Origin of the sequence: Pseudoalteromonas sp. S327, from assembly GCF_005886415.1 — a bacterium.
GTDB classification, from domain to species: Bacteria; Pseudomonadota; Gammaproteobacteria; order Enterobacterales; family Alteromonadaceae; genus Pseudoalteromonas; species Pseudoalteromonas atlantica.
In genome coordinates this window covers 26,221-48,907 of record NZ_PNDP01000040.1, presented here as the reverse complement: position 1 = coordinate 48,907, position 22,687 = coordinate 26,221, and the positions used below count along the sequence as shown (strand labels likewise).

Here is a 22,687-nt window from a genome sequence, read left to right as displayed (position 1 = left end):
TAGCTTTTAACACTTTAAAATTAAACCATTAAAGGTCAACACGCCCTGTTATCTACAACGTTTTTAGCTTTTCTATTACTGGGTCGTAGTTTGGCTCGGTAGATAAATTAGACACGAGCTGTTTGTATATCACTGTATGGCTTTTATCTAAAATAAGCACAGCGCGAGTTAGTAGCCCCATATCTTTTATAATTAAGCCATATTTTTGGCCAAAGTCTCGCCATACAGAGTCAGAAAGGGCTGTTACTTTGTCGATGTTTTCAGCATTACAGAAGCGTTTTTGAGCAAAAGGTAAATCGGCACTGATGGTCAGTATTGCGATAGCAGGAAATTGCGTCGCTACTTTTTCATTAAAATGTTTAGTTTGTAAGCTACAAATGCCTGTATCTAAACTCGGCACCACGCTGATTAATACAGCTTGCCCTTTATAATCATTAAGATTTACAGGGGCAAAACCACCATCAACCACTTTAAAATTTGGCGCATTATCACCTACACTTACACCTTTACCTAACAAAGTGACAGGCTTACCCTGAGCAGAGACCTTACCCGCATCAAGCGTGTTTTCTGGGTACTGTGATGCATGCCCAACTGAGCTTAAAGCCAGTGTGCTTAGTGCAAAAATAAGAGAGCGTACCATAGGTTATTTCCTTTTAAATTAACGCAATAGGTTTGAGTGTATTATACTCAATATCACTGACCAAGCGATTAAATATCACTGTAAAAGTAATAATAAGTTCTGTGATATATAAATTGTAAACTGCAAGAACTTTTATTAACATGTAGTTACAAAATGTATCTTTAATAAAGTCGTAAGGCCTATTGACAACATTGGGTTAAATAATAGAGAGATAGTATGTCAACATCCGTATTAATATGTGACGACTCAAAATTAGCGAGGCGCCAGCTAGCCCGCTCTTTACCAGATGACTGGGATATTAAAGTAGAGTTTGCTCAAGATGGTGTTGATTGCATCAAAAAACTAAAAATAATCGAGCCTGAAATCCTTTTTCTTGATTTAAACATGCCTGAAATGGACGGTTACGAAGTCCTTATGGCCATGAAAGAGCAAGGCCTTAATATCCTAACCGTGGTTGTGTCTGGCGATATTCAGCCAAATGCGCACCAACGCGTACTTGAATTAGGCGCCATTGATTTTATCCAAAAACCTTGCTCACCTGAAAAACTTGCCGATATTATTGAGCATCATGGCATTAAAGATAAAGCCATGCGCGAGCGTCTTGCTCATTCTTTAGGTGAACAAGTAGACCCAGATGTGCGCGATATATACCAAGAGCTTACAAATGTCGCTATGGGCCAAGCAGGCGATTTGCTTGCACGGCTTTTGAATGTGTTTGTAGAGCTGCCAATTCCGAATGTGAATGTGCTTGAAGTTAATGAATTGGATATGGCGCTGCAGTCAATTGATAATAATGCTGCCACATCAGGGGTGTGCCAAGGCTTTATTGGCGGTGGCGTATCGGGCGAGGCATTACTTTTATTAAACGACTCAAGCTTTAAAGAAATTGCGTCACTGATGAATTACGACGGTGAGCTGAACGACAAAGTTGAGCTTGAGCTACTTATGGATATTAGTAATATTTTAATAGGCTCAATTTTAACGGGGCTTTCTAAACAGCTAGATATGTCTTTTAGCCAAGGTCATCCCATTGTACTTGGCCAACATCGCGATGTATCTGAATTGGTTAAATCAAATAAATCTCGTTGGCAAAGAACCTTAGCGATAGAAATAAGCTACGGCATCGAAAACCACGATATTAACTGCGATCTTATGCTGTTATTTACCGAAGATTCACTTAAAACTTTGAAATACAAAGTTGCTTACCTATTAGAAGACTAAGTTATGGCCGCTGATTTAGAAATGAATGAGATCCATTGGTTAATGGATATGTTTAACACGGTTGATGTGGGCCTGGTTGTACTGGATAGAAATTATAAAGTGTGTGTGTGGAATGGCTTTATGGAAAACCATTCTGGGCTATTACCAAGTGCTGTAAAAGACAAAGACCTATTTGATTTATTTCCTTCGATTGATGAGAAATGGTTTAGGAGTAAATCAGAGTCTGTATTTGTACTTAAAAACCGCTCTTTTACTATCTGGGAGCAGCAACCTTACATCTTTCGTTTTAAAAACTACCGCCCCATTACCGGTAAAGCAGATTACATGTACCAAAATGCGACCTTTATTCCACTTACCAACACTCTGGGTGAGGTCAGTCATATTTGTATCATTATTTATGATGTTACCGATGTGGCGGTCAATAAAAAAGAATTAGAAGATTTAAATAAGCGTTTAGAGCAAGTAAGCCAAACCGACAGCTTAACGCAACTGTTTAACCGTGGGCATTGGGAAAGCACACTGCACCAAGAGTTTTTACGTGTTAAGCGCAGCGGTGGCAGCAGCACATTATTGATGTTTGATATCGATCATTTTAAAAAAATTAATGATGAGCATGGCCATAGTTGTGGCGATGAAGCGCTACGCCACCTTTCAGAACTGCTACGAACGACGCTTCGCGAAACCGATATAGCAGGGCGTTATGGTGGGGAGGAGTTTGTTGTTACTTTACTCGATACCGACAAGCAAGGCGCAGCAACTTTTGCCGAGCGCATAAGAGCGTTAATAGAAGCCAACCCTTTTGTTTATAAAAACACAAAAATAGAGATGACTGTGAGTGTTGGTTTTGCAGGAAATAGCCCTGACTTTGCAAAACATGAGCGGTGGATTGAAGCCGCTGACAAAGCCCTGTATCACTCAAAAGAGCATGGCCGTAACAGAGTAACCGATTTTGAGGATATACAAAATGACGCATAAGCGTCATTTTTTATGCGCTGCTAAAATTAAAGCAGCGGTAATATTACTGCTAAATTAAAGTAACCAAGGATGCACCTAATTGCGCTGCAAGCTTTGGCAGTCAATACTTAACAAGGGCTTGGTTAAAGTGCCGTTTTTATCAGCCGTTTTATTTACTCTGTAGTATGGCGAGTATCATCTGCTGGGCATTGGCCAAGAGTAGACACATCGCCTGTACTGGTCTCTTGCTCTAATTGAACCTTGAATCCCCATAACCTGTAAAGGTGTTTTAGCACTTCTTTATGCGAGTCAGCAAGGGGGATATTATTGTGAGGAACATAACGCAACGTTAAAGAACGATCGCCTCTAACATCAACATTATATACTTGAATGTTAGGTTCGTGATTACTCAAATTATATTGCTCTGAAAGCGCTTCGCGTACAGCCTGATAACCGCTATCATCATGTATTGCGCCTACTTCTAGATGTGGATTACGGCAGTGATCGACAATAGTAAACAGCTTAAAATCACGAATCAACTTAGGTGATAAAAATTGGCTTATGAAGCTTTCATCTTTAAAGTTTTCCATCGCAAAATGCAGTGTGTCTAGCCAATTAGTGCCTGCATATTCGGGAAACCAGCGTCTATCCTCATCTGTTGGGTTTTCGCAAATACGGCGAATATCCACCATCATATTAAAACCCAATGCATACGGGTTTATACCTGAATAGTAATTGCTGTTATAAGGTGGCTGATAAACCACGTTGGTATGGCTTTGCAAAAACTCCATCATAAAGGAGTCGGTTAATTTACCTTCATCATATAAGTGGTTCAAAATGGTGTAGTGCCAAAAGGTGGCCCAGCCTTCGTTCATCACTTGGGTTTGTTTTTGCGGGTAAAAATATTGCGATATCTTTCGTACAATACGTATTACTTCTCGCTGCCAAGACTCTAATAAAGGCGCGTTTTTCTCAATAAAATATAAAATGTTTTCTTGCGGCTCTTGCGGAAAATGCCTTTCTTGCTTTTTAGCTTCTTGCTGTTGAGCGGGGATAGTGCGCCATAGCTCGTTTACTTGAGATTGCATGTAGTCTTCACGCTCTTTTTGGCGTTTTTGCTCTTCAAAAAGGGAAATTTGCTGCGGGCGTTTATATCTATCTACGCCGTAATTCATCAATGCGTGACACGAATCAATTAAGCTTTCTACTTGTGTAATACCGTATTTTTCTTCGCAGCGGCTAATGTAATTTTTAGCAAACACTAAGTAATCTATGATGGAGTCGGCGTCAGTCCATGTTTTAAATAAGTAGTTTCCTTTAAAAAATGAGTTATGGCCATAACAGGCATGCGCCATAACCAGTGCCTGCATAGGGAGTGTGTTTTCTTCCATTAAATAAGCAATACAGGGGTTTGAATTAATCACAATTTCGTAAGCCAGCCCCATTTGCCCACGCTTATAATTTTGTTCGGTTTGTATAAATTTTTTACCATATGACCAATGGCTGTAGCCTATAGGCATGCCTACGCTTGAATAAGCATCCATCATTTGCTCGGCTGTTATTACCTCAATTTGGTTAGGGTAAGTGTCTAAGCGGTAATGCGCTGCAACACGTGCTATTTCAGTTTGGTATTGCTCAAGCAGCTCAAAGGTCCAATCTGGGCCATCGCTAATTCGTTCAGTGCTCATAGTAAACCTCGCTTAGGCTAAGCAGCCCCTTGTTGTTGACGATTTTTTTTAAATAGCTCCCTAAACATAGGGTAAATGTCTTCAACACTTTGAATATGTTGTATTGCAAAGTTGCTATGGGTTTGGGTTATGTTTTGATATTCGCGCCACAAGCTTTGGTGCGCACGCGTGGTAATTTCTATATAGGCAAAGTAGCGTACCGCATTAAGTAGCTTATTACGTAATATTTCACCGCAGTGTGGGGTGTCGTCTGCCCAGTTATCGCCATCAGATGCTTGTGCTGCGTATATATTCCATTGCTCTGAATCATAGCGCTCTTTTATTATTTCGTTCATTAATTTAAGGGCACTGGAGACAATAGTGCCGCCAGTTTCTTGAGAATAAAAAAACTCTTGTTCGTCGACCTCTTTAGCTTGTGTGTGGTGGCGTATATACACCACCTCAATGTCTTTATAAGTTCGGGTCAAAAATTGATACAGCAAAATATAAAAACGCTTTGCAATGTCTTTTGTGGCCTGATCCATTGAGCCTGATACATCCATAATACAAAACATAACGGCTTTGCTGGTGGGGTGGGGGCGTTTTTCATAATTACGAAAACGTAAGTCGTAATTATCAATAAATGGTACGGCTTTTATTTGCTGTTTAAGTTGCTCAATTTCCTCTTGTAATAATGCAATAATGGCTTGGTCGCTGTCGGTTTGCTCACACTCCATCGCAAGTTGACCTTCAAGCTCTGCTAGGCGTCTTTTTTTACCCGCACTCATGGCGACTCTTCTGGCGAGTGAGCCCTGTAATGAGCGTACTATATCAATATTACTGGGCATACCATCGCTACAAAAACCAGCTCGATGAGTTTTCATTTGTACAAGCTTATCTAGCTGGTTTTCTTGTAAGTTGGGCAGCTCTAGGTCTTCAAAGAGTAAATCAAGGTATTCATCTTTAGAAATAGAAAACACAAAGTCATCTTGGCCTTCGCCTGAATCACTTGCATCGCCATCGCCTGCGCCACCACCTTGGCCGCCTTTAGGGCGCTCAATTTTGTCACCTGTTGAAAATTGATCGTTGCCAGGGTGAATTTGTTCTCTGTCGCCCCCTTTACCTTGGTGAAAAATGGGCTCGCTAATATCTCGTTGCGGGATAGATATACTCTCCCCTGAACTTGAGTCGGTAACGCTGCGTTTATTAACCGCATCAGACACTGCTTCTTTTATTTGCTTTTTATAGCGCCTAATAAAGCGCTGACGATTAAGCGTGCTTTTGTTTTTACCATTTAAGCGTCTATCTATAAAATGCGCCATACTGTTCCCCCTAAACTACATGAAGGTTACTGCGATTTTCTAACCCGTAAATACCACTCAGAAAGTAAACGCACTTGTTTTTGCGTGTAGCCTTTTTCAACCATGCGGTTAACAAAGTCCTCGTGTTTTTGTTGATCCTCAGCGGAGGTTTTTGTATTAAAGGAAATAACAGGGAGTAGATCTTCGGTATTTGAGAACATTTTTTTCTCAATCACAGTGCGTAGTTTTTCGTAGCTTGTCCATAACGGGTTTTTACCATTATTGTGAGCGCGTGCACGTAATACAAAGTTAACTATTTCGTTCCTAAAATCTTTGGGATTAGAAATGCCGGCGGGTTTTTCTATTTTTTCAAGTTCTGCATTTAACGAGGCGCGGTCAAATAACTGTCCTGTATCTGGGTCTCTGTATTCTTGATCTTGTATCCAAAAATCAGCATAAATCACATAGCGGTCAAAAATATTTTGGCCATATTCAGAGTATGACTCTAAATACGCGGTTTGTAACTCTTTACCAATAAACTCAACATATTGCGGAATTAAATAGCCTTTTAAAAAACTTAAATAGCGCTCTTCCACTTCGGCGCTAAATTGTTCACGCTCTATTTGTTGCTCCAAAACATAAAATAAATGCACCGGATTAGCTGCAACCTCGGTGGTATCAAAATTAAATACGCGCGATAAAATCTTAAAAGCAAAACGAGTGGAAAGGCCGGTCATGCCTTCATCTACCCCTGCGTAATCACGATACTCCTGGTAAGACTTTGCTTTAGGGTCGGTATCTTTTAGGGTTTCACCATCATAGACCCGCATTTTTGAGTAAATACTAGAGTTTTCAGGCTCCTTTAATCGAGATAAGGTAGTAAATTGCGCTAACGCTTTAAGCGTACCTGGTGCACACGGTGCGCTGGCAAGTTCACTATGTTGAATAAGTTTGTCGTAAATTTTTATTTCTTCGGTCACGCGCAGGCAATAAGGGACCTTTACAATATAAACACGATCTAAAAACGCTTCATTGTTTTTATTATTTTTGAATGTTTGCCATTCTGACTCATTTGAGTGGGCTAAAATCATGCCGTTAAAGGGCAGAGCGCTAATACCTTCGGTACCGTTGTAGTTACCCTCTTGCGTTGCGGTAAGGAGTGGATGCAGCACCTTGATAGGGGCTTTAAACATTTCTACAAACTCCATTAAACCTTGGTTTGCTAAACATAAAGAGCCTGAGTAAGCGTAGGCATCGGGGTCGTTTTGAGCAAAGTGCTCAAGCTGGCGAATATCTACTTTGCCCACCAATGCTGAAATATCTTGATTATTTTCATCACCGGGTTCGGTTTTGGCTATACCTATTTGATTTAAAATAGAGGGGTAGCGTTTGACGACTCTAAACTGGCTAATATCGCCGTTAAATTCTTTTAATCGTTTACCTGCCCATGGCGACATAATCGTTTTTAAGTAACGTGGTTTAATACCGTATTCTTTTTCGAGAACGCTGGCATCTTCTACTGGGTCAAACAAACTGAGAGGGTGATCGTTTACCGGAGAGCCTTTAATTGAATAGATAGGCACTTGTTGCATTAAATATTTTAGTTTTTCTGCAATTGAAGATTTTCCTCCCCCAACAGGGCCGAGTAAATAAAGGACTTGTTTGCATTCTTCTAGACCTTGAGCCGCATGCTTTAGGTAGGAGACAATTTGTTCTATGGCATCTTCCATGCCGTAAAAGTCTGCAAAGGCAGGGTAGCGTGCAACCACTCTATTAGAAAATAACCGGCTTAAACGTGCATCGGTTGCAGTATCAACCATTTGCGGCTCGCCTATTGCCATAAGTAAACGCTCAGGGGCGCTGGCATAAGCTGATTTGTCATTTTTACAAATTTCTAGAAATTCGCTAATGCTGTATTCTTCTTCTTGTGCTGCTTCGTATCGTGCTTGGTAGTGCTCAAAAATAGTCATAATAACCTCCGAAACCCGCTTTAAAAAGGTGCTTACTTTTTAAAGTTTAGTCAGAGATTGATATTTTTGTGCAATAAAATTAAAAATTTAAGTGAAAAAAGATCATGTGGCTAAATTAGCAATTTCGCGCGTATAAAGGCGGTTTGAATTTTATAAAGGCATAAAAAAAGACGCCGAGGCGTCTTTTTAAATCAGCGTATAATAGCTAATTAAGCGAAGTTAGCGTTCGCGAATTCCCAGTTAACAAGCGCCCAAAAACCTTTAAGGTAATCAGGACGAACGTTACGGTAATCAATGTAGTAAGCGTGTTCCCATAAATCCACAGTTAGGATTGGTGTAACACCTTCGTCTGTAAGCGGCGTTGCTGCGTTAGACGTGTTTACGATATCTAATGAACCGTCAGCTAGTTTAACTAACCATGTCCAGCTAGAACCAAAGTTATTAACCGCTTTGTCGTTTAATGCATCTTTAAACGCGTCAAAAGAGCCCCATTTAGCGTTAATAGCGTCAGCGATAGCACCTGTTGGCTCGCCGCCGCCATTTGGAGATAGACAGTTCCAGTAGAAAGTGTGGTTCCAAATTTGTGCAGCGTTGTTAAATACGCCACCTTCAGATGAACAAACAATCTCTTCTAAAGATTTATTTTCAAATTCAGTACCTGGAATTAAACCGTTTAATTTAACAACGTAAGTGTTGTGGTGCTTACCGTGGTGATACTCAAGAGTTTCTTGTGAAATATGAGGCTCAAGTGCATCAATTGCATATGGTAGTGACGGTAGTTCAAATGCCATTTTTTTATCTCCATCTTCTTTTGGTTGATAACTCGCTTGATAGTACGTAATGCCTGATAGAACAGACCACTTACCTATACCAAACGAAAATATAGTGTTACTATAATTGTTGAGTATTTTACTCAAGTTTAAGCAAACAGCAATGCTATTGCTGAAGACTATTTCAATTGCGGCTTTATTTGCCCATTTTAAGTTATATATCTGTGGCCACAATGATTTATTTTCAAGCCCTAGGTATATCAAGCTATCGTCATTTTGAGGTTGTAGATGGAAACCATTGATAAAATTAAACAGCAGATTTCAGAAAACCCAATTATCCTTTACATGAAAGGGTCGCCTAAATTACCAAATTGTGGTTTTTCTTCACAAGCGTCACAAGCTCTAATGTCATGTGGCGAACCATTTGCCTATGTTGATATTTTACTTAATCCAGATATTCGCGCTGAGTTACCAGCATACGCAAATTGGCCTACTTTCCCACAGCTTTGGGTTGAGGGCGAATTAGTAGGTGGTTGTGACATTATCATTGAAATGTTTCAACGTGGTGAATTACAGCCACTGATCACTGAAACTGCAGCTAAGTATAAAGAAGCTGACGCAGAGTAATTGCTACTTCGCTAGATTATTAAAGCCACGTTTTACGTGGCTTTTTTGTGCCTATATATAACTTTATTACGTCTTAATCTCTTGAACAGCCCATCAGTGGGTGATTAAAACCATTAATCTGTGCTCAATAGTTAGCAAACTCAGCCCTTGCTCCTCGTTTAGGTGCACCTAGTAAGGATAAGTAAGCAACAAAGCTACTTATATAAGCGCGAATTTTAATTAAAATATGAGTTTTATATCAATGCGCAATAAGACGTAATCATTTTGCGGGGCTAAATATGTCGCTATTTGCGCTAAAAAATTATTTTAGAACAAATAAATAGCGAGTTTTTTGCCCAGCTATCAACACGTTTTTCCAGCCTTACGATAGCTCGCTCAATCAAGCGAATTGGTATTAAATAAAAATTCACTACATCTGCACTAAAAACGACACAACAATTAATAACTATACTAATGAACGCTAGAAAAGCGTGATCCTAAACCTCTAATTTATTTAAAACGCATTAAACTATCTAAATGTTAACTGAACCTGTGGGAAATTAGTGAATATTTATTCATTGATTTGGCTCTTTACGTTTACGTAAAGGGTATTGCTTTGACGCCTTTGTTTTTACAAAATGTTAAAATTGACACCAGTGTCATGAAAAAATAACGCGCAAATAAGCGCTAATTGTTAAAACTTATGGGTAAAAAAGAAATCTTGCCTTGAAGTGAGAAATATTCAAGAATGTGAATATGTATTCAAAATAATATTGACTCTATTTACTATAGAGGCTAGTTTTGTGCGTCTGTTAGCAAATCGTCGAGCAGTTCATTCACGTTAACAGTGCAGCAAGGGAGGGGTCTATGTTATACGACTCAACATTAGAAAAAGATAATTGTGGCTTTGGCTTAATAGCCCAAGTAAATGGTCAAGCTAGTCATCGGCTTATTCGTACAGCTATTACTGGACTTGATCGCATGCAGCACCGCGGTGGTATTTCTGCCGATGGTAAAACAGGTGACGGCTGTGGTTTATTACTACAAAAACCTGACAGTTTTTTCCGTGCTATTGCGAGTGAGCATAATTGGCACTTAGGTAAAAATTACGCCGTAGGCATGGTTTTCTTAAATTCAGATCCCGTTTTAGCACAAGCTGCAAAACAGGTTTTATGTGAAGAATTAGAACAAGAAACACTTAAAATACTCGGTTGGCGTGAAGTGCCTACTGACCCTTCAATGCTAGGGCCAATTGCTACACAGCAATTACCTGGTTTTGAGCAAATTTTTGTTAGTGCGCCTGAAGGATGGCGTTCTAAAGATTTAGAGCGACGTTTATATGTAGCACGTCGCCGTGCAGAAAAGCGTTTAGCAGAGGATGAGTCGTTTTATATTGCGAGTTTATCGGGGTTAGTGACTATCTATAAAGGCCTTATGATGCCTGCAGATTTGCCTAACTTTTATTTAGACTTAGCTGATATTCGTATGACCAGCGCTATTTGTGTATTCCATCAGCGTTTTTCTACTAATACCCAGCCGCGTTGGCCTTTAGCACAACCATTTAGGTATTTAGCGCATAATGGTGAAATTAATACCATTGAAGGTAACCGCCAATGGGCTCGTGCACGTTCGTATAAGTTTTCATCGCCACTTATTCCTGATTTACAAAGCGCAGCGCCGTTTGTAAACGAAACCGGCTCTGACTCTTCAAGCTTAGATAACATGCTGGAGCTGTTTTTAGCCGGTGGCATGGATTTATTCCGTGCTATGCGTATGCTTGTGCCACCTGCATGGCAGAAAAACCGTGCTATGGATGATGATTTACGCGCATTTTACGACTTTAACTCTATGCATATGGAACCGTGGGATGGCCCTGCGGGCATTGTTATGTCTGATGGGCGTTTTGCAGCCTGTAACCTTGACAGAAATGGCCTGCGTCCAGCGCGCTATGTTATTACCCAAGATGGCTTTATTACACTTGCCTCTGAGGTAGGGATTTGGGATTACACTGCAGATGAAGTGGTCGAAAAAGGCCGTGTAGGACCAGGTGAGCTGTTAGTAATTGATACTAAATTAGGCAAGATTTGGCACTCAGACGAAATCGACCAAGATCTAAAATCGCGTCATCCTTATAAGTCATGGCTTGAAGAAAACGTTAAACGTTTAACCCCGTTTGAAGAGCTTACCGAGCAAGATGCGGGTAATCGCTCATTTGATGACGAAACACTTGCTAAATACCAAAAAATGTTTGGTTACACTAACGAAGAGCTCGATAGTGTTATTCGCGTAATGGGTGAAAACGGCCAAGAAGCAACTGGCTCTATGGGTGATGACACACCATTTGCAGTACTAAGCGAAGGGCATCGTTCATTGTACGATTACTTCCGCCAAAAGTTTGCACAAGTGACTAACCCGCCAATCGACCCGCTGCGTGAAAACCACGTAATGTCACTGGCAACGTGTATTGGTAGTGAGCAAAATGTATTTAATGAAACCACAGGCCACGCTAAGCGCCTACAGTTTGATACGCCAATTTTAATGTATGCAGACATGCAGCAGCTACTAAATGCCGATGACGAGCATTACAGCTACTGTAAAATTGATATTACATACACAGCAGAGGAAGGTTTAGAAAAAGCGGTTGCACGTATTTGCGACGCTGCACAAGAAAAAGCAGCAGCCGGCTGTGTAATGCTTATTTTATCTGACCGTAACTTTAGCGAAACCCAATTACCAATTCCTGCTGCTATGGCGGTAGGTGCTGTACAAAAACGTTTAGTAGATAATAACTTACGTTGTGAGTCTAATATTATTATTGAAACGGGTAGCGTACGCGATGCACACCAATTTGCCGTATTACTTGGTTTTGGTGCAACCGCAATTTACCCATACCTTGCATACGAGTCACTGGTTGCGATGAGCGACAGTAAAGTGATTGATAAATCGTACTGCGAAGTGACGCTTTCGTACCGAAAAGCCATTAATAAAGGCTTGTACAAAATTATGTCTAAGATGGGCATAAGCACAATTGCATCGTACCGTTGTTCAATGCTTTTTGAAGCGGTTGGTCTATCTGATGCTATGGTAGAAATGTGCTTTAAAGGTGTGGCAAGTCGTATTAAAGGCGCCTGTTTTAGCGATTTTGATATTGATCAGCAAAAGCTTCATAAACTTGCTTTTAGTAAACGTAAGTTACTGAACCATGGCGGTTTATTAAAATACGTTCACGGTGGTGAATACCACGCTTACAACCCAGATGTTATTCAAACGCTACAAAAGGCCGTACGTTCAGGCGATTATAAAGACTACGCAGCCTATGCTGATTTAGTTAATAACCGTCCTATTGCAACGCTGCGCGATATGTTAGCGCTTAAATTACCTGAAAAAGGCATTAGCATTGATGATGTTGAGCCGGCTGAATTTTTATACCAGCGCTTTGACTCTGCAGCTATGAGTATTGGTGCACTTTCGCCAGAGGCGCATGAAGCGCTTGCCATTGCAATGAACCGCTTAGGCGGGTGTTCAAATTCTGGTGAAGGCGGCGAAGATAAGCTGCGCTACAACACCGAGAAAAACTCACGTATTAAACAAGTTGCCTCGGGTCGTTTTGGTGTAACGCCGCACTACCTTCGTAATGCTGATGTAATTCAAATTAAAGTGGCGCAGGGTGCTAAACCTGGCGAAGGCGGGCAGTTACCAGGCGAAAAAGTAACGCCGTATATTGCAAAGCTTCGTTATTCGGTACCCGGTGTAACATTAATTTCACCACCACCGCATCACGATATTTACTCAATTGAAGATTTAGCCCAGCTAATATTTGATTTAAAACAAGTAAACCCAGAAGCGATGATATCGGTGAAGTTAGTATCTGAGCCGGGTGTAGGCACAATTGCCACAGGCGTAGCTAAAGCGTACGCCGACTTAATTACTATCTCAGGTTACGATGGTGGTACCGGTGCAAGCCCATTAACGTCAGTTAAATACGCGGGTAGCCCGTGGGAGCTTGGCCTTGCAGAAACCCAGCAAGCGCTTGTTGAAAATGGTCTTCGTCACCGTATTCGCCTGCAAACAGATGGTGGTTTAAAAACAGGTTTAGATATCATTAAAGCCGCTATTTTAGGTGCAGAGAGCTTTGGCTTTGGTACAGGCCCAATGGTGGCGCTAGGTTGTAAATACTTACGTATTTGTCATTTAAATAACTGTGCGACCGGTGTTGCAACGCAAGATGAAACACTTCGTCAAAAGCATTACCACGGCTTACCAGAAATGGCGATGAACTACTTTAAGTTTATAGCCCAAGAAGCACGTGAAATTATGGCAAGCTTAGGTGTTGCTAATCTAACTGACTTAATTGGTCGTTTAGACTTATTAGAAGCGATTGAAGGTAAAACAGCGAAGCAAAAGAAAATAGATTTATCGTCTGTGATTGCTCAGCCAAATAACCCAACGGGCGAAACCTTATTTTGTAGCGCACCAAATAGCTCGCACTATTTAGGCGAACTTAACGAAGCGTTACTAGGTAAAGCGCAACAAGCGATTGATACCTCATCGGGTATTTCGCTCGTGAGCCGTATATGTAATACAGACCGTTCAGTGGGCGCAATGCTGTCGGGTTACATAGCCTCTAAGCACGGCAATCAAGGTATGGCTGCAGATCCAGTATCTATTGAACTACATGGTACAGCAGGGCAATCATTTGGTGTTTGGAATGCCGGTGGCCTTGAAATGACCCTTATTGGCGATGCAAACGACTACGTGGGTAAAGGCATGGCTGGTGGTAAGCTTGTTATACGTCCACCACTGGGATCATCGTTTGAAAGTCATAAAGCAACCATTGCTGGTAACACATGTTTGTACGGTGCTACGGGTGGTAAGTTATTTGCCGCAGGCTGTGCTGGTGAGCGTTTTGCAGTGCGTAACTCTGGCGTGCAAGCCGTTGTTGAAGGCGTAGGTGATAACGGCTGTGAATACATGACTGGCGGCGTTGTATGTGTGCTAGGTAATGTAGGCGTTAACTTTGGTGCGGGTATGACAGGTGGTTTTGCTTATATTTTAGATGAGCGAAGTGACTTTGAAAAACGCATTAATCCAGAGCTTGTAGAAGTAGTAACACTTGATGATTTAAGTTCGCACCAAGAGCATCTGCGTGGCCTAATTGCCGAGCATTTAGAGCTTACGGGTTCATGTCGAGCAGAAACCATTTTAGCTAATTTTGAACTGTACTTACCTATGTTCAAACTAGTTAAACCAAAATCAAGTGATGTAAAAAGTTTACTCGGGCACCGCGCTCGCAGTAGCGCAGAACTTCGTGTTCAAGCGCAATAAGGGGGCAGTATGAGCGAAAATGTATATCAATTTATAGACGTGCAGCGTGTTGATCCGCGCAAAAAACCAATCTCGTCGCGTAAAAAATCTTTCGTGGAAATTTACGAACCCTTTTCTGAGAATCAGGTAAATTCACAAGCTGACCGTTGTTTAGATTGTGGTAACCCTTACTGTGAATGGAAATGCCCAGTGCATAACTACATTCCACAGTGGTTAAAACTAATTAGAACTGGCCGTATTTTAGAAGCGGCTGAGCTTTCTCATCGTACAAACAGCTTGCCTGAAGTGTGTGGACGCGTATGTCCACAAGACAGACTGTGTGAAGGTTCATGTACGCTTGATGAAGAGTTTGGCGCAGTAACGATAGGTAATATTGAAAAATACATTACCGATACCGCATTTAAAATGGGCTGGAAACCAGACATGTCATACGTGACATGGACGGATAAAAAAGTAGCTATTATTGGTGCGGGTCCGGCTGGTTTAGGGTGTGCAGATATTTTAGTGCGTAACGGTGTAAAGCCAGTGGTTTTTGACCGTCACCCAGAAATTGGCGGATTACTTACTTTTGGTATCCCTTCTTTCAAACTTGAAAAAGAAGTAATGCAAAAGCGCCGTGAAATTTTCACCGAAATGGGTGTGGAATTTAAGCTAAACGTTGAAGTGGGTGTAGATATCACTATGGACGAAATTTTAGCTGACTACGACGCGGTATTTTTAGGTGTAGGTACATATCAGAGTATGCGTGCTGGTCTTGAAAACGAAGACGCGCCAGGCGTACACGACGCACTGCCATTTTTAATTGGTAACACAAATCGCGTTATGGGTTACGATGAAAAAAACCAAGCGTGCATTGATATGGCCAATCAAAAGGTTGTGGTACTTGGCGGTGGTGATACCGCGATGGACTGTGTGCGAACGTCTATTCGCCAAAATGCAGCTAAAGTAACCTGTGCTTATCGTCGTGATGAAGAAAATATGCCTGGCTCTAAGCGTGAAGTTAAAAACGCTAAAGAAGAAGGTGTAAACTTTACCTTTAATGTACAGCCAACGGGTATTGTACTTGATGATAATGGTCATGTTGCAGGCGTTAAAATGGTTAAAACACAACTGGGTGAGCCTGATGAAAACGGCCGTAGCCGAGCAGAAGTTGTACCAGGCTCTGAGCACGTACTTGAGGCAGACCAGGTTATTATGGCGTTTGGCTTTAAACCACACAAAATGGACTGGTTAGAAAAGTATGATGTAGAAATTAACCACTGGGGCGGCATTAACGCACCAGAGCAAGGTGAATTTACTCATCAAACAACTAATCCGAAAATATTTGCAGGTGGCGATATAGTGCGAGGCTCTGATTTAGTGGTAACGGCTATTTTTGAAGGGCGTAACGCTGCTGAAGGTATTATGGATTATTTAGAGGTTTAATTATCTCGTTAAGTTTTAAATATAATAAAGGCAAGCCAACTGACTTGCTTTTTTTTAGCTTTTTACAAATGAAAAAGTATTAAAAAATTGTCATTAACCAATAATTAACGTGTAAATCTTGCTTAAAGTACTATTTCAGTACAAACTTGCTGCTAACTTCTTTTTTAAATCCTCGGAAAATGGGCTTTTAAAGCTCGCTTGCAAATAAAAAATAATAATATGAATGCATACTCAGACAACAGAGAAAGAAAGCTAATTGTTCGCTTTTTTTCGACCATCGGATTTATAGCTACCTTCGCTATGGCGTGTAATGCATTGTCTAATGCTGATGTAGTGCTTGGTATTATGCTGCTAGTTTCAGCTGGTTTTTATGCGTGGGCTTTTAGCCTTTACCGCGCAGTCGAAAAATCAGCAACCACCATTTTATATAACCTTTACTGTTTAATGCTGTATTTAGTGATCTCGGGCGGAGCTGAAGGTAATGGGCCAATTTGGATATTTATTGTATCACCGGTGACTTACTCTATTAGAGGCCTTAAAAAAGGAACATTTGATATTGTTGCCTTTTTATTTGCCGTGATCGCCGGCTTTATTATTACAGATAACTTTAATATTTATGATTATCAGCCTGAAGCACTTCCACTAAGGGTGGTCATTTCTTTTATTATTGTTGCTTTATTAAGTGGTTTTTATGAGCGCTCACGCGAAAAATACAATGAAAAAATAGTCGCGCTGAGTCAAAAAAATGAGCGCCTTGCCACAATAGATCACTTAACTGATTTACCTAACAGACGTTTTATGATGAAAGAACTTGCTGAGCTTAAACATCTTCATAAAAAAAATAAGCAGCCGTATGTAATTTTGCTAGCTGATGTTGATAATTTCAAAAACATTAATGATAACTACGGCCACGACTTTGGTGATGAAGCGTTAACCCAACTTGCCAATATTTTAAAAAAGAGCATGCCAAAGCAAGGTATTGCTTCTCGGTGGGGCGGTGAAGAGTTTTTAATTGCACTACCAAACAGCGACAAAGATCAGGGGCAAAGTATTGCAGAAAAAATTCATGCAGAATTACAAAAAAATCCAGTGCGCATGAGTGGGAAATCGGTGGTATTAACTATAAGTATGGGGCTTGTGCAAAGCCAGTTAGATACAACCATAGCCCAAGACATAAAGCTTGCCGACGAGCGATTATACAAAGCAAAAGAGCAAGGTAAAAATAGAACTTGCTCTTAACGCTTGTGTTAGTTAATCCATAGAAAAACTATCAAGGTTGGGGCGGCTTTTACTTTTTCGCCGCTGTAAACTTAAATAGCACATTGCACAGCACAGTATCTGTGCTAATAAAAGTAACCATTGATTATTAGCCACTATGTTGCCAATAATAAACCACTGCCAAACACTCACCGTTACTTGATAAACCAATATAAGTTTTAAAAAGCTAAAGAGTTTTAGCTTAAATTCTGCGTGCTTAAACTTACTAAACCCGATAAGTAAAAAGCTCAAAACAACAAGTAGCCACCCAGTAACATGGCAAAAATTTATCAGCATGCTTTGCATTTAAAACGTCTCTCCACTGTTGTAGCAAAAGTATAACTTAGGCGTGCGCCATAATAAGCTCTTTAGCATTTGCTTTAGCGGTTTTACTTATATTATCGCCACCGAGTAAGCGTGCAATTTCATTAATACGGCCGTCTTTATTTAGGCTGAGCATTTGAGTAAAGGTTTCGCCTTGTGCTATTTCTTTTGCTACAAAAAACTGCTGATGCGCACTACTTGCAACCTGGGGTAAATGGGTTACACAAATAACCTGTGTTGATTTTCCTAGTTGGCGTAGTAACTTCCCTACAGAGGAGGCGGTAGGACCTGATATACCTACATCCACTTCGTCAAAAATAAGCGTTGGCGTTGTCACTTTTTGGGCAATGATCACCTGTATGGCAAGGCTAATACGCGACAGCTCACCACCCGAGGCAACTTTAGCTAAAGGTTGTAATGGCTGCCCAGGGTTAGTAGAGACCAAAAACGAGACGCTATCAAAACCTAATGCATTGGGTTGGCGCTCAGCTTCTTGGGTAAGCTGAATTTCAAAGACCCCATTTTCCATTGATAAATTAGCCATGCTTTCACTAATTAATTGATTTAATGTATTAGCATATTTATGGCGACTTTCGCTTAGCTGATCACTGGCGTGCTGGTATGCACTTAGCGCATTAGTTATTTCATCGTCTAATTGCGCCAAACGTGAGCTATTGTTACTAATTGACTCTAGCTCTTGTGTTAAACTTTGATGAAACTCAACCAGCTCTTGAGGCTTTATATGATGCTTACGGGCTAAGTCCATCGCGCCACTTAAGCGCGCTTCTACTTCTGTTAATCTTGCAGGGTCTAAGTCGGCCTGCTCTGCGTAGTTTCTTACTTCTCTGCTTGCTTCTTCAACTTGCACTGCGGCTTCATCTAATAATGCAGCTACACTTGCTAAGCTTTCGTCATAATTTGCAAGCTCGGCAAATTGTTGAGCGCTGTGTTGCAGCATTGAACAGGCATTTTGCTCATCACTTTCGTATAAATGCTGAAGTTCGCGCTGGCAGGCTTCTAAAATGGTTTGGCTATTACTTAGCTTGTAATGTTCGGCCTCTATTTGTTCAAACTCGCCGTCTTGTAAGGCAAACTCATCTAATTCGGCAACTTGGTATTCGAGTAATTGTTTTTGAGCGGCTTGTTGTAATTGCTGTTGCTCAAGCTGTTTAAATTCTTTTTGCAGGTTTGCATATAATTTAAAGCTTTGGCTAACCGCTTTTACAAGCTGGTTGTGGCCTGCGTAGGCGTCAAGCAGTTGCAGCTGGTGTTCAGCTTTTAAAAGGTGTTGATGAGCGTGCTGTCCGTGTATAGAAATTAAATACTGTCCCAGCTCTTTAAGTTGAGCTGCTGTAACAGCGCTGCCATTAATATAGCTTTTGCTGCGGCCATTTTTACATACAACGCGCCTAAGTAGGCATTCGTTGTCGTTACTCGTTAGCATGTGTTGTTCTAAAAATGCTTTAGCAAGAGGAAGGGCAGTTAAATCAAATTGTGCGCACACTTCTGCTTTATCTGTGCCAGGGCGAACCGCCGACGCTTCAGCGCGCTCGCCTAAACACAGTGAAAGTGCATCAATGGCAATCGATTTACCCGCGCCGGTTTCACCCGTGATCGCCGTCATGCCGTTATGCCACTCAGTGCTTAAGTTACTTACAATTGCAAAATTTTTAATTTCTAAACCAATTAACATACTGTTCATCCATCCAGTGAATTAACTGTTAATTTATACAGTGTTTAGGTTTTTTGCAAATTAATTTTTTACTTTTTAAGCAACACTCGCATTTTGAGAAAACTGCGCATCAGAGTCAGTACTTTCATCAGAAGGTGTTTCGTCAGTATTTTCAATGCTTTCGCTTGGGTTTACAGGTGTGTCAGTTTTAATTTGTACAATCAATGAGGGTAAAATTTCATGATAAAACGCTTTATTATATAGTATGCCTTGCTGGGGTAACTCACTCACAAAGTACTGTATATTATCTTGAAGCGCTTGGGCGTTTTCACTTTGCAGTGCTTTTTGAAACTCAATCGAAAGCGTGCTCACTAAGCTGTCGCTAATATCTTCTAAATGTTGCAGGTTTTCATCAGTATGGGGCTGAACCACAAAAAAATTGGCCACAATTGCCTGAATTTGCGCTACATACTTAGGTCTTATTATTTTGGCTTCTAATAAATTGTTTAGCTTGGTTTTGAGGCGAGTGTTTACTTGGGCAACACGTTCGTTAAATTGTTTTTTCTTGGTTTCTAACGCTTTTTTTCTATTGTTTTCAACTCTAATATAAGCGCCAAGCAAAGTGATAAGTAATAACAAAGCAAAGATAACAACATAAGTCATTGCTAGATATTCCTAGTTTGATTAATTTTTATTTGTCTTGTATTTTGCGCTAAAGCACTACGCTTGGCAATAAAATTAGTATAAACGGCTGCCCCAATTAAGTTTAGTACGTAAAACGTTGTAGTAAGAGTAGTTTTTTGGGTGAATTAAGCGCAGTTTTCTGTCGGCTTTTTTAATAACCACTTCATCGCCGGGTAAAACGGCAAGCACTACATGGCTATCGCAACTGACTTGTAAGCTGTCGGTGTTCTCAAGGCTTAACTTTAAGCGTACTTCGTTATCAGCATCAACCACTAAGGGTCTGCTTGATAATGTATGAGGAAACATAGGCACTAACGAAATTGCATTAAGCTCAGGTGTTAAAATGGGCCCGCCACCCGATAAAGAATAAGCTGTAGAGCCGGTAGGGGTTGATACAATTAAGCCATCAGAGCGCTGAGAAAACACAAAGTCATTATTAATAAAAGCTTCAAACTCAATCATGTGGGCAACTTTGTCGGCGTGAAGCACCGCTTCGTTAACGGCTGAATTCGCACTTTTAAGTTCGTTATGGCGGTATACTTCTACCTCGAGCAAAAAGCGTTTTTCTTCTAAATATTCGCCGCTTAACACTTGCTCTAGGCTACCTTCAAAGCCCTCTGGGTTTAAGTCGGTTAAAAACCCTAAATTACCTCTGTTTACGCCTATTACAGCTACGTCAAAGCGTGCCAGTACGCGAGCAGCACCAAGCATATTGCCATCACCCCCTACAACAATAGCAAGGTCGGCTTGCTCGCCTAAGCTAACAAGGTCAACTTGATGAGTATCAGGGACATCCGATAACTGCCCACCGGTGCGCTTTTCTACAATCACGGTAAAGCCAAGAGCCGATAAAAAAGTATGTAAACGCTGTAACGTAGCCGCAGCTTTAGGATGGTTTGGTTTACCTATAAGGCCAATAGTTTTAAACGGTGAGTGCATAACGGCTGCAATAAAAAGTAATAATATTTTTGTAGGGTAACTCAAAACAGAAGTGTTTGAAAACACAGATTTACCAATATGATAATGATTCAATTACGCCTGTATATTGCCAAGCTCACCTAAGAGCTGATTATTGGCTCAACAGATTAAATTACCCCTTTAATTTTTGTATTTAATGCTTAAAAATAGTTGCAGCAGTGTTTTATTGTAATGCATGCAACAACATATTCACTTAAAGCGTGCTTTAGGCTTGAATTTGTTTTAACTGCCCCGATATCTCTTTCATGCAACAAGATGTAGATAACATGAATATAAACCCGCGAGATCAACAAATTTTTTCAGCAGTGATGAGCCTTTATTGTAATGGTGAAGGGTTACCCGTTCCATCAACAAAAATAGCGAAGCAAAAAGGCATGGCGGTTTGTTCTGCCACGGTACGAAATGCTATGGCGCGACTTGAAAAAGTAGGCTTGTTATATTCCCCTCATACATCGGCAGGGCGTGTGCCTACAAACCAAGGGTTTGATTATTGGTTTGATGAGTTTTTTCCGTTAGCTGAAATAGCTAATTACTGGCAGCCACAACAAGCACAACTTGTGGAGCTGGCCCATGGATTAAGTAAAAAGTACCAAGTATGTTGTTGTGTAGGCTTACCCCAAGCAAGCTCGCAACAAGTGTTTAGAGTAGAAGTACTTGAGTTTGATTCTAACGATTGGCTTGTACTTCTAATAGATAGAGCAGGGCAAAGCCACAATATTTGTATCAACAAACCTGATGATTCCTCAGATGCCGTGCGTTATCAATTTGCAACTTGGTTAAACACAGTATTTAGCCAACAAACCTTAATGGAAGGTTTGTACAGAATGCAAGCAATGGCAAACACCGCACCGCGTAATTGCCATGACTCACTGACACAGTGGACGCGCCAGCTTAGTCATAAGCTTGGATCAGATAACAGTATTGTAGTAGGCGAAAACTATTTATATAAAAAGGTCGATTGCGAACAAAGCTTAAATATTGGCGTTTCATTTTTAAATTTTGTCGAAGATAAACTCGCATTTAAAAACGGTGTATCAGTTTTAAACACTGAAAACTTACCGTTTACAGAGTGCAATGAGCTGATAGTAATTAGTGTGCCGTACTTTCAAAATCAAGAGTATCAAAGCCGTTTTTGCGTAATTTGCCCTAAATCGGCGCAAATTGAACAATTAATCCAAGAATTTAAATTATTAGAGCCATCTAACTCTTGAATCTTTTTATTCAATCCCCATAATTACCGCAGTTGTAAAGAATTGGAGCACGTATTTTATGTCTGAGCAGACACAAAACCCAGAGCAAGAAGTAGAACTAAACGAAGAAGTAGCTCAAATGGAAGCTGATGTTGAAGCAGCAGTAGAAGCCGCAGAGCAACACGAAGCAGACCAAGAGCAAAGCCCTGAAGCTGAAATTGCAATGCTATACGCAGAGCTTGAAGCTGCTAAGCAAACCATTGCGGATCAAAAAGACAGCGTTGTACGCGCCGCCGCAGATGTAGATAACATTCGTCGTCGTGCTGCACAAGATGTAGAAAAAGCACATAAATTTGCACTGGAAAAGTTTGCTAACGAATTACTTCCAGTAATCGATAACCTAGAGCGCGCTATTGAGTTTTCTGATAAAGAAAACGAAACCCTAAAGCCATTGCTTGAAGGTATTGATATGACAGTTAAAAGCTTTAACGATGCGGTTGCAAAGTTTGGCGTTGAAATTGTTAACCCACAAGGTGAGCAATTCAATCCAGAATTCCACCAAGCAATGTCTATCCAACCAAGTAACGATGTTTCACCAAACACGGTACTTGCAGTAATGCAAAAAGGATACACATTAAATGGTCGTTTATTACGCCCTGCAATGGTTATGGTATCTAAAGCAGCAGACGCTTAATTAGTCACT

General features: G+C 40.6%; 16 protein-coding genes. 8 read left to right on the top strand and 8 right to left on the bottom strand.

Going from position 1 to position 22,687, the window contains the following annotated elements; all coding sequences use genetic code 11:
* Nucleotides 1-52: 52 nt before the first annotated feature.
* The gene (tpx, locus tag CWB60_RS13195) at nucleotides 53-640 is read right to left on the bottom strand and encodes a thiol peroxidase (RefSeq protein ID WP_004588117.1); all 588 of its coding nucleotides are present in this window, start codon (nucleotides 638-640) and stop codon (nucleotides 53-55) included.
* A 216-nt stretch (nucleotides 641-856) separates the two neighbouring features.
* On the opposite strand from tpx, the gene CWB60_RS13190 reads away from it, so the two are divergent.
* Together CWB60_RS13190 and CWB60_RS13185 are read left to right on the top strand one after the other, a co-directional pair.
* A complete protein-coding gene (locus CWB60_RS13190) occupies nucleotides 857-1,861 on the top strand; it encodes a response regulator (protein ID WP_004588116.1) in 1,005 nt (334 codons plus the stop codon).
* A 3-nt stretch (nucleotides 1,862-1,864) separates the two neighbouring features.
* A complete protein-coding gene (locus tag CWB60_RS13185; RefSeq protein ID WP_138578725.1) occupies nucleotides 1,865-2,836 on the top strand; it encodes a sensor domain-containing diguanylate cyclase in 972 nt (323 codons plus the stop codon).
* Between the two features lie 152 nt (nucleotides 2,837-2,988).
* Here CWB60_RS13185 and CWB60_RS13180 read toward each other — a convergent pair whose 3' ends face one another.
* From CWB60_RS13180 to CWB60_RS13165, 4 genes are all read right to left on the bottom strand, one after another.
* Complete coding sequence (locus CWB60_RS13180) at nucleotides 2,989-4,503, bottom strand: SpoVR family protein (RefSeq protein WP_138578723.1); 1,515 nt, start codon at nucleotides 4,501-4,503, stop codon at nucleotides 2,989-2,991.
* A gap of 17 nt (nucleotides 4,504-4,520) precedes the next feature.
* Complete coding sequence (locus CWB60_RS13175) at nucleotides 4,521-5,804, bottom strand: YeaH/YhbH family protein (protein WP_138578721.1); 1,284 nt, start codon at nucleotides 5,802-5,804, stop codon at nucleotides 4,521-4,523.
* Between the two features lie 26 nt (nucleotides 5,805-5,830).
* Nucleotides 5,831-7,753, bottom strand: a complete 1,923-nt coding sequence (locus tag CWB60_RS13170; RefSeq protein WP_024033371.1) for a PrkA family serine protein kinase — start codon at nucleotides 7,751-7,753, stop codon at nucleotides 5,831-5,833.
* 209 nt (nucleotides 7,754-7,962) lie between these two features.
* Entirely contained in the window at nucleotides 7,963-8,544 is a 582-nt protein-coding gene (locus CWB60_RS13165) for a Fe-Mn family superoxide dismutase (RefSeq protein ID WP_004588111.1), read from the bottom strand.
* Nucleotides 8,545-8,811: 267 nt separating this feature from the next.
* Here CWB60_RS13165 and CWB60_RS13160 point away from each other — a divergent pair, with 267 nt between their 5' ends.
* From CWB60_RS13160 to CWB60_RS13145, 4 genes are all read left to right on the top strand, one after another.
* Entirely contained in the window at nucleotides 8,812-9,150 is a 339-nt protein-coding gene (locus CWB60_RS13160; RefSeq protein ID WP_004588110.1) for a Grx4 family monothiol glutaredoxin, read from the top strand.
* 846 nt (nucleotides 9,151-9,996) lie between these two features.
* The gene (gene gltB, locus CWB60_RS13155) at nucleotides 9,997-14,454 is read left to right on the top strand and encodes a glutamate synthase large subunit (RefSeq protein WP_138578719.1); all 4,458 of its coding nucleotides are present in this window, start codon (nucleotides 9,997-9,999) and stop codon (nucleotides 14,452-14,454) included.
* 9 nt (nucleotides 14,455-14,463) lie between these two features.
* On the top strand, nucleotides 14,464-15,879 hold the full coding sequence (locus CWB60_RS13150; protein ID WP_004588108.1) for a glutamate synthase small subunit GltD family protein: 1,416 nt from the start codon (nucleotides 14,464-14,466) through the stop codon (nucleotides 15,877-15,879).
* A 219-nt stretch (nucleotides 15,880-16,098) separates the two neighbouring features.
* The gene (locus CWB60_RS13145; protein ID WP_249318406.1) at nucleotides 16,099-17,118 is read left to right on the top strand and encodes a GGDEF domain-containing protein; all 1,020 of its coding nucleotides are present in this window, start codon (nucleotides 16,099-16,101) and stop codon (nucleotides 17,116-17,118) included.
* A gap of 361 nt (nucleotides 17,119-17,479) precedes the next feature.
* Here CWB60_RS13145 and recN read toward each other — a convergent pair whose 3' ends face one another.
* The 3 genes from recN to nadK all read right to left on the bottom strand — a co-directional run bounded on the left by recN (nucleotide 17,480) and on the right by nadK (nucleotide 20,755).
* Nucleotides 17,480-19,153 (bottom strand): DNA repair protein RecN, encoded by a 1,674-nt coding sequence (gene recN / locus CWB60_RS13135; protein ID WP_138578715.1) that lies wholly within the window; start codon nucleotides 19,151-19,153, stop codon nucleotides 17,480-17,482.
* Nucleotides 19,154-19,228: 75 nt separating this feature from the next.
* A complete protein-coding gene (locus CWB60_RS13130) occupies nucleotides 19,229-19,795 on the bottom strand; it encodes a hypothetical protein (protein ID WP_138578713.1) in 567 nt (188 codons plus the stop codon).
* Between the two features lie 75 nt (nucleotides 19,796-19,870).
* On the bottom strand, nucleotides 19,871-20,755 hold the full coding sequence (gene nadK / locus CWB60_RS13125; RefSeq protein WP_004588103.1) for an NAD(+) kinase: 885 nt from the start codon (nucleotides 20,753-20,755) through the stop codon (nucleotides 19,871-19,873).
* 284 nt (nucleotides 20,756-21,039) lie between these two features.
* Here nadK and CWB60_RS13120 point away from each other — a divergent pair, with 284 nt between their 5' ends.
* Together CWB60_RS13120 and grpE are read left to right on the top strand one after the other, a co-directional pair.
* On the top strand, nucleotides 21,040-22,005 hold the full coding sequence (locus CWB60_RS13120) for an HrcA family transcriptional regulator (RefSeq protein WP_054983110.1): 966 nt from the start codon (nucleotides 21,040-21,042) through the stop codon (nucleotides 22,003-22,005).
* 58 nt (nucleotides 22,006-22,063) lie between these two features.
* The gene (grpE, locus tag CWB60_RS13115; protein ID WP_024033377.1) at nucleotides 22,064-22,678 is read left to right on the top strand and encodes a nucleotide exchange factor GrpE; all 615 of its coding nucleotides are present in this window, start codon (nucleotides 22,064-22,066) and stop codon (nucleotides 22,676-22,678) included.
* Nucleotides 22,679-22,687: the final 9 nt, after the last annotated feature.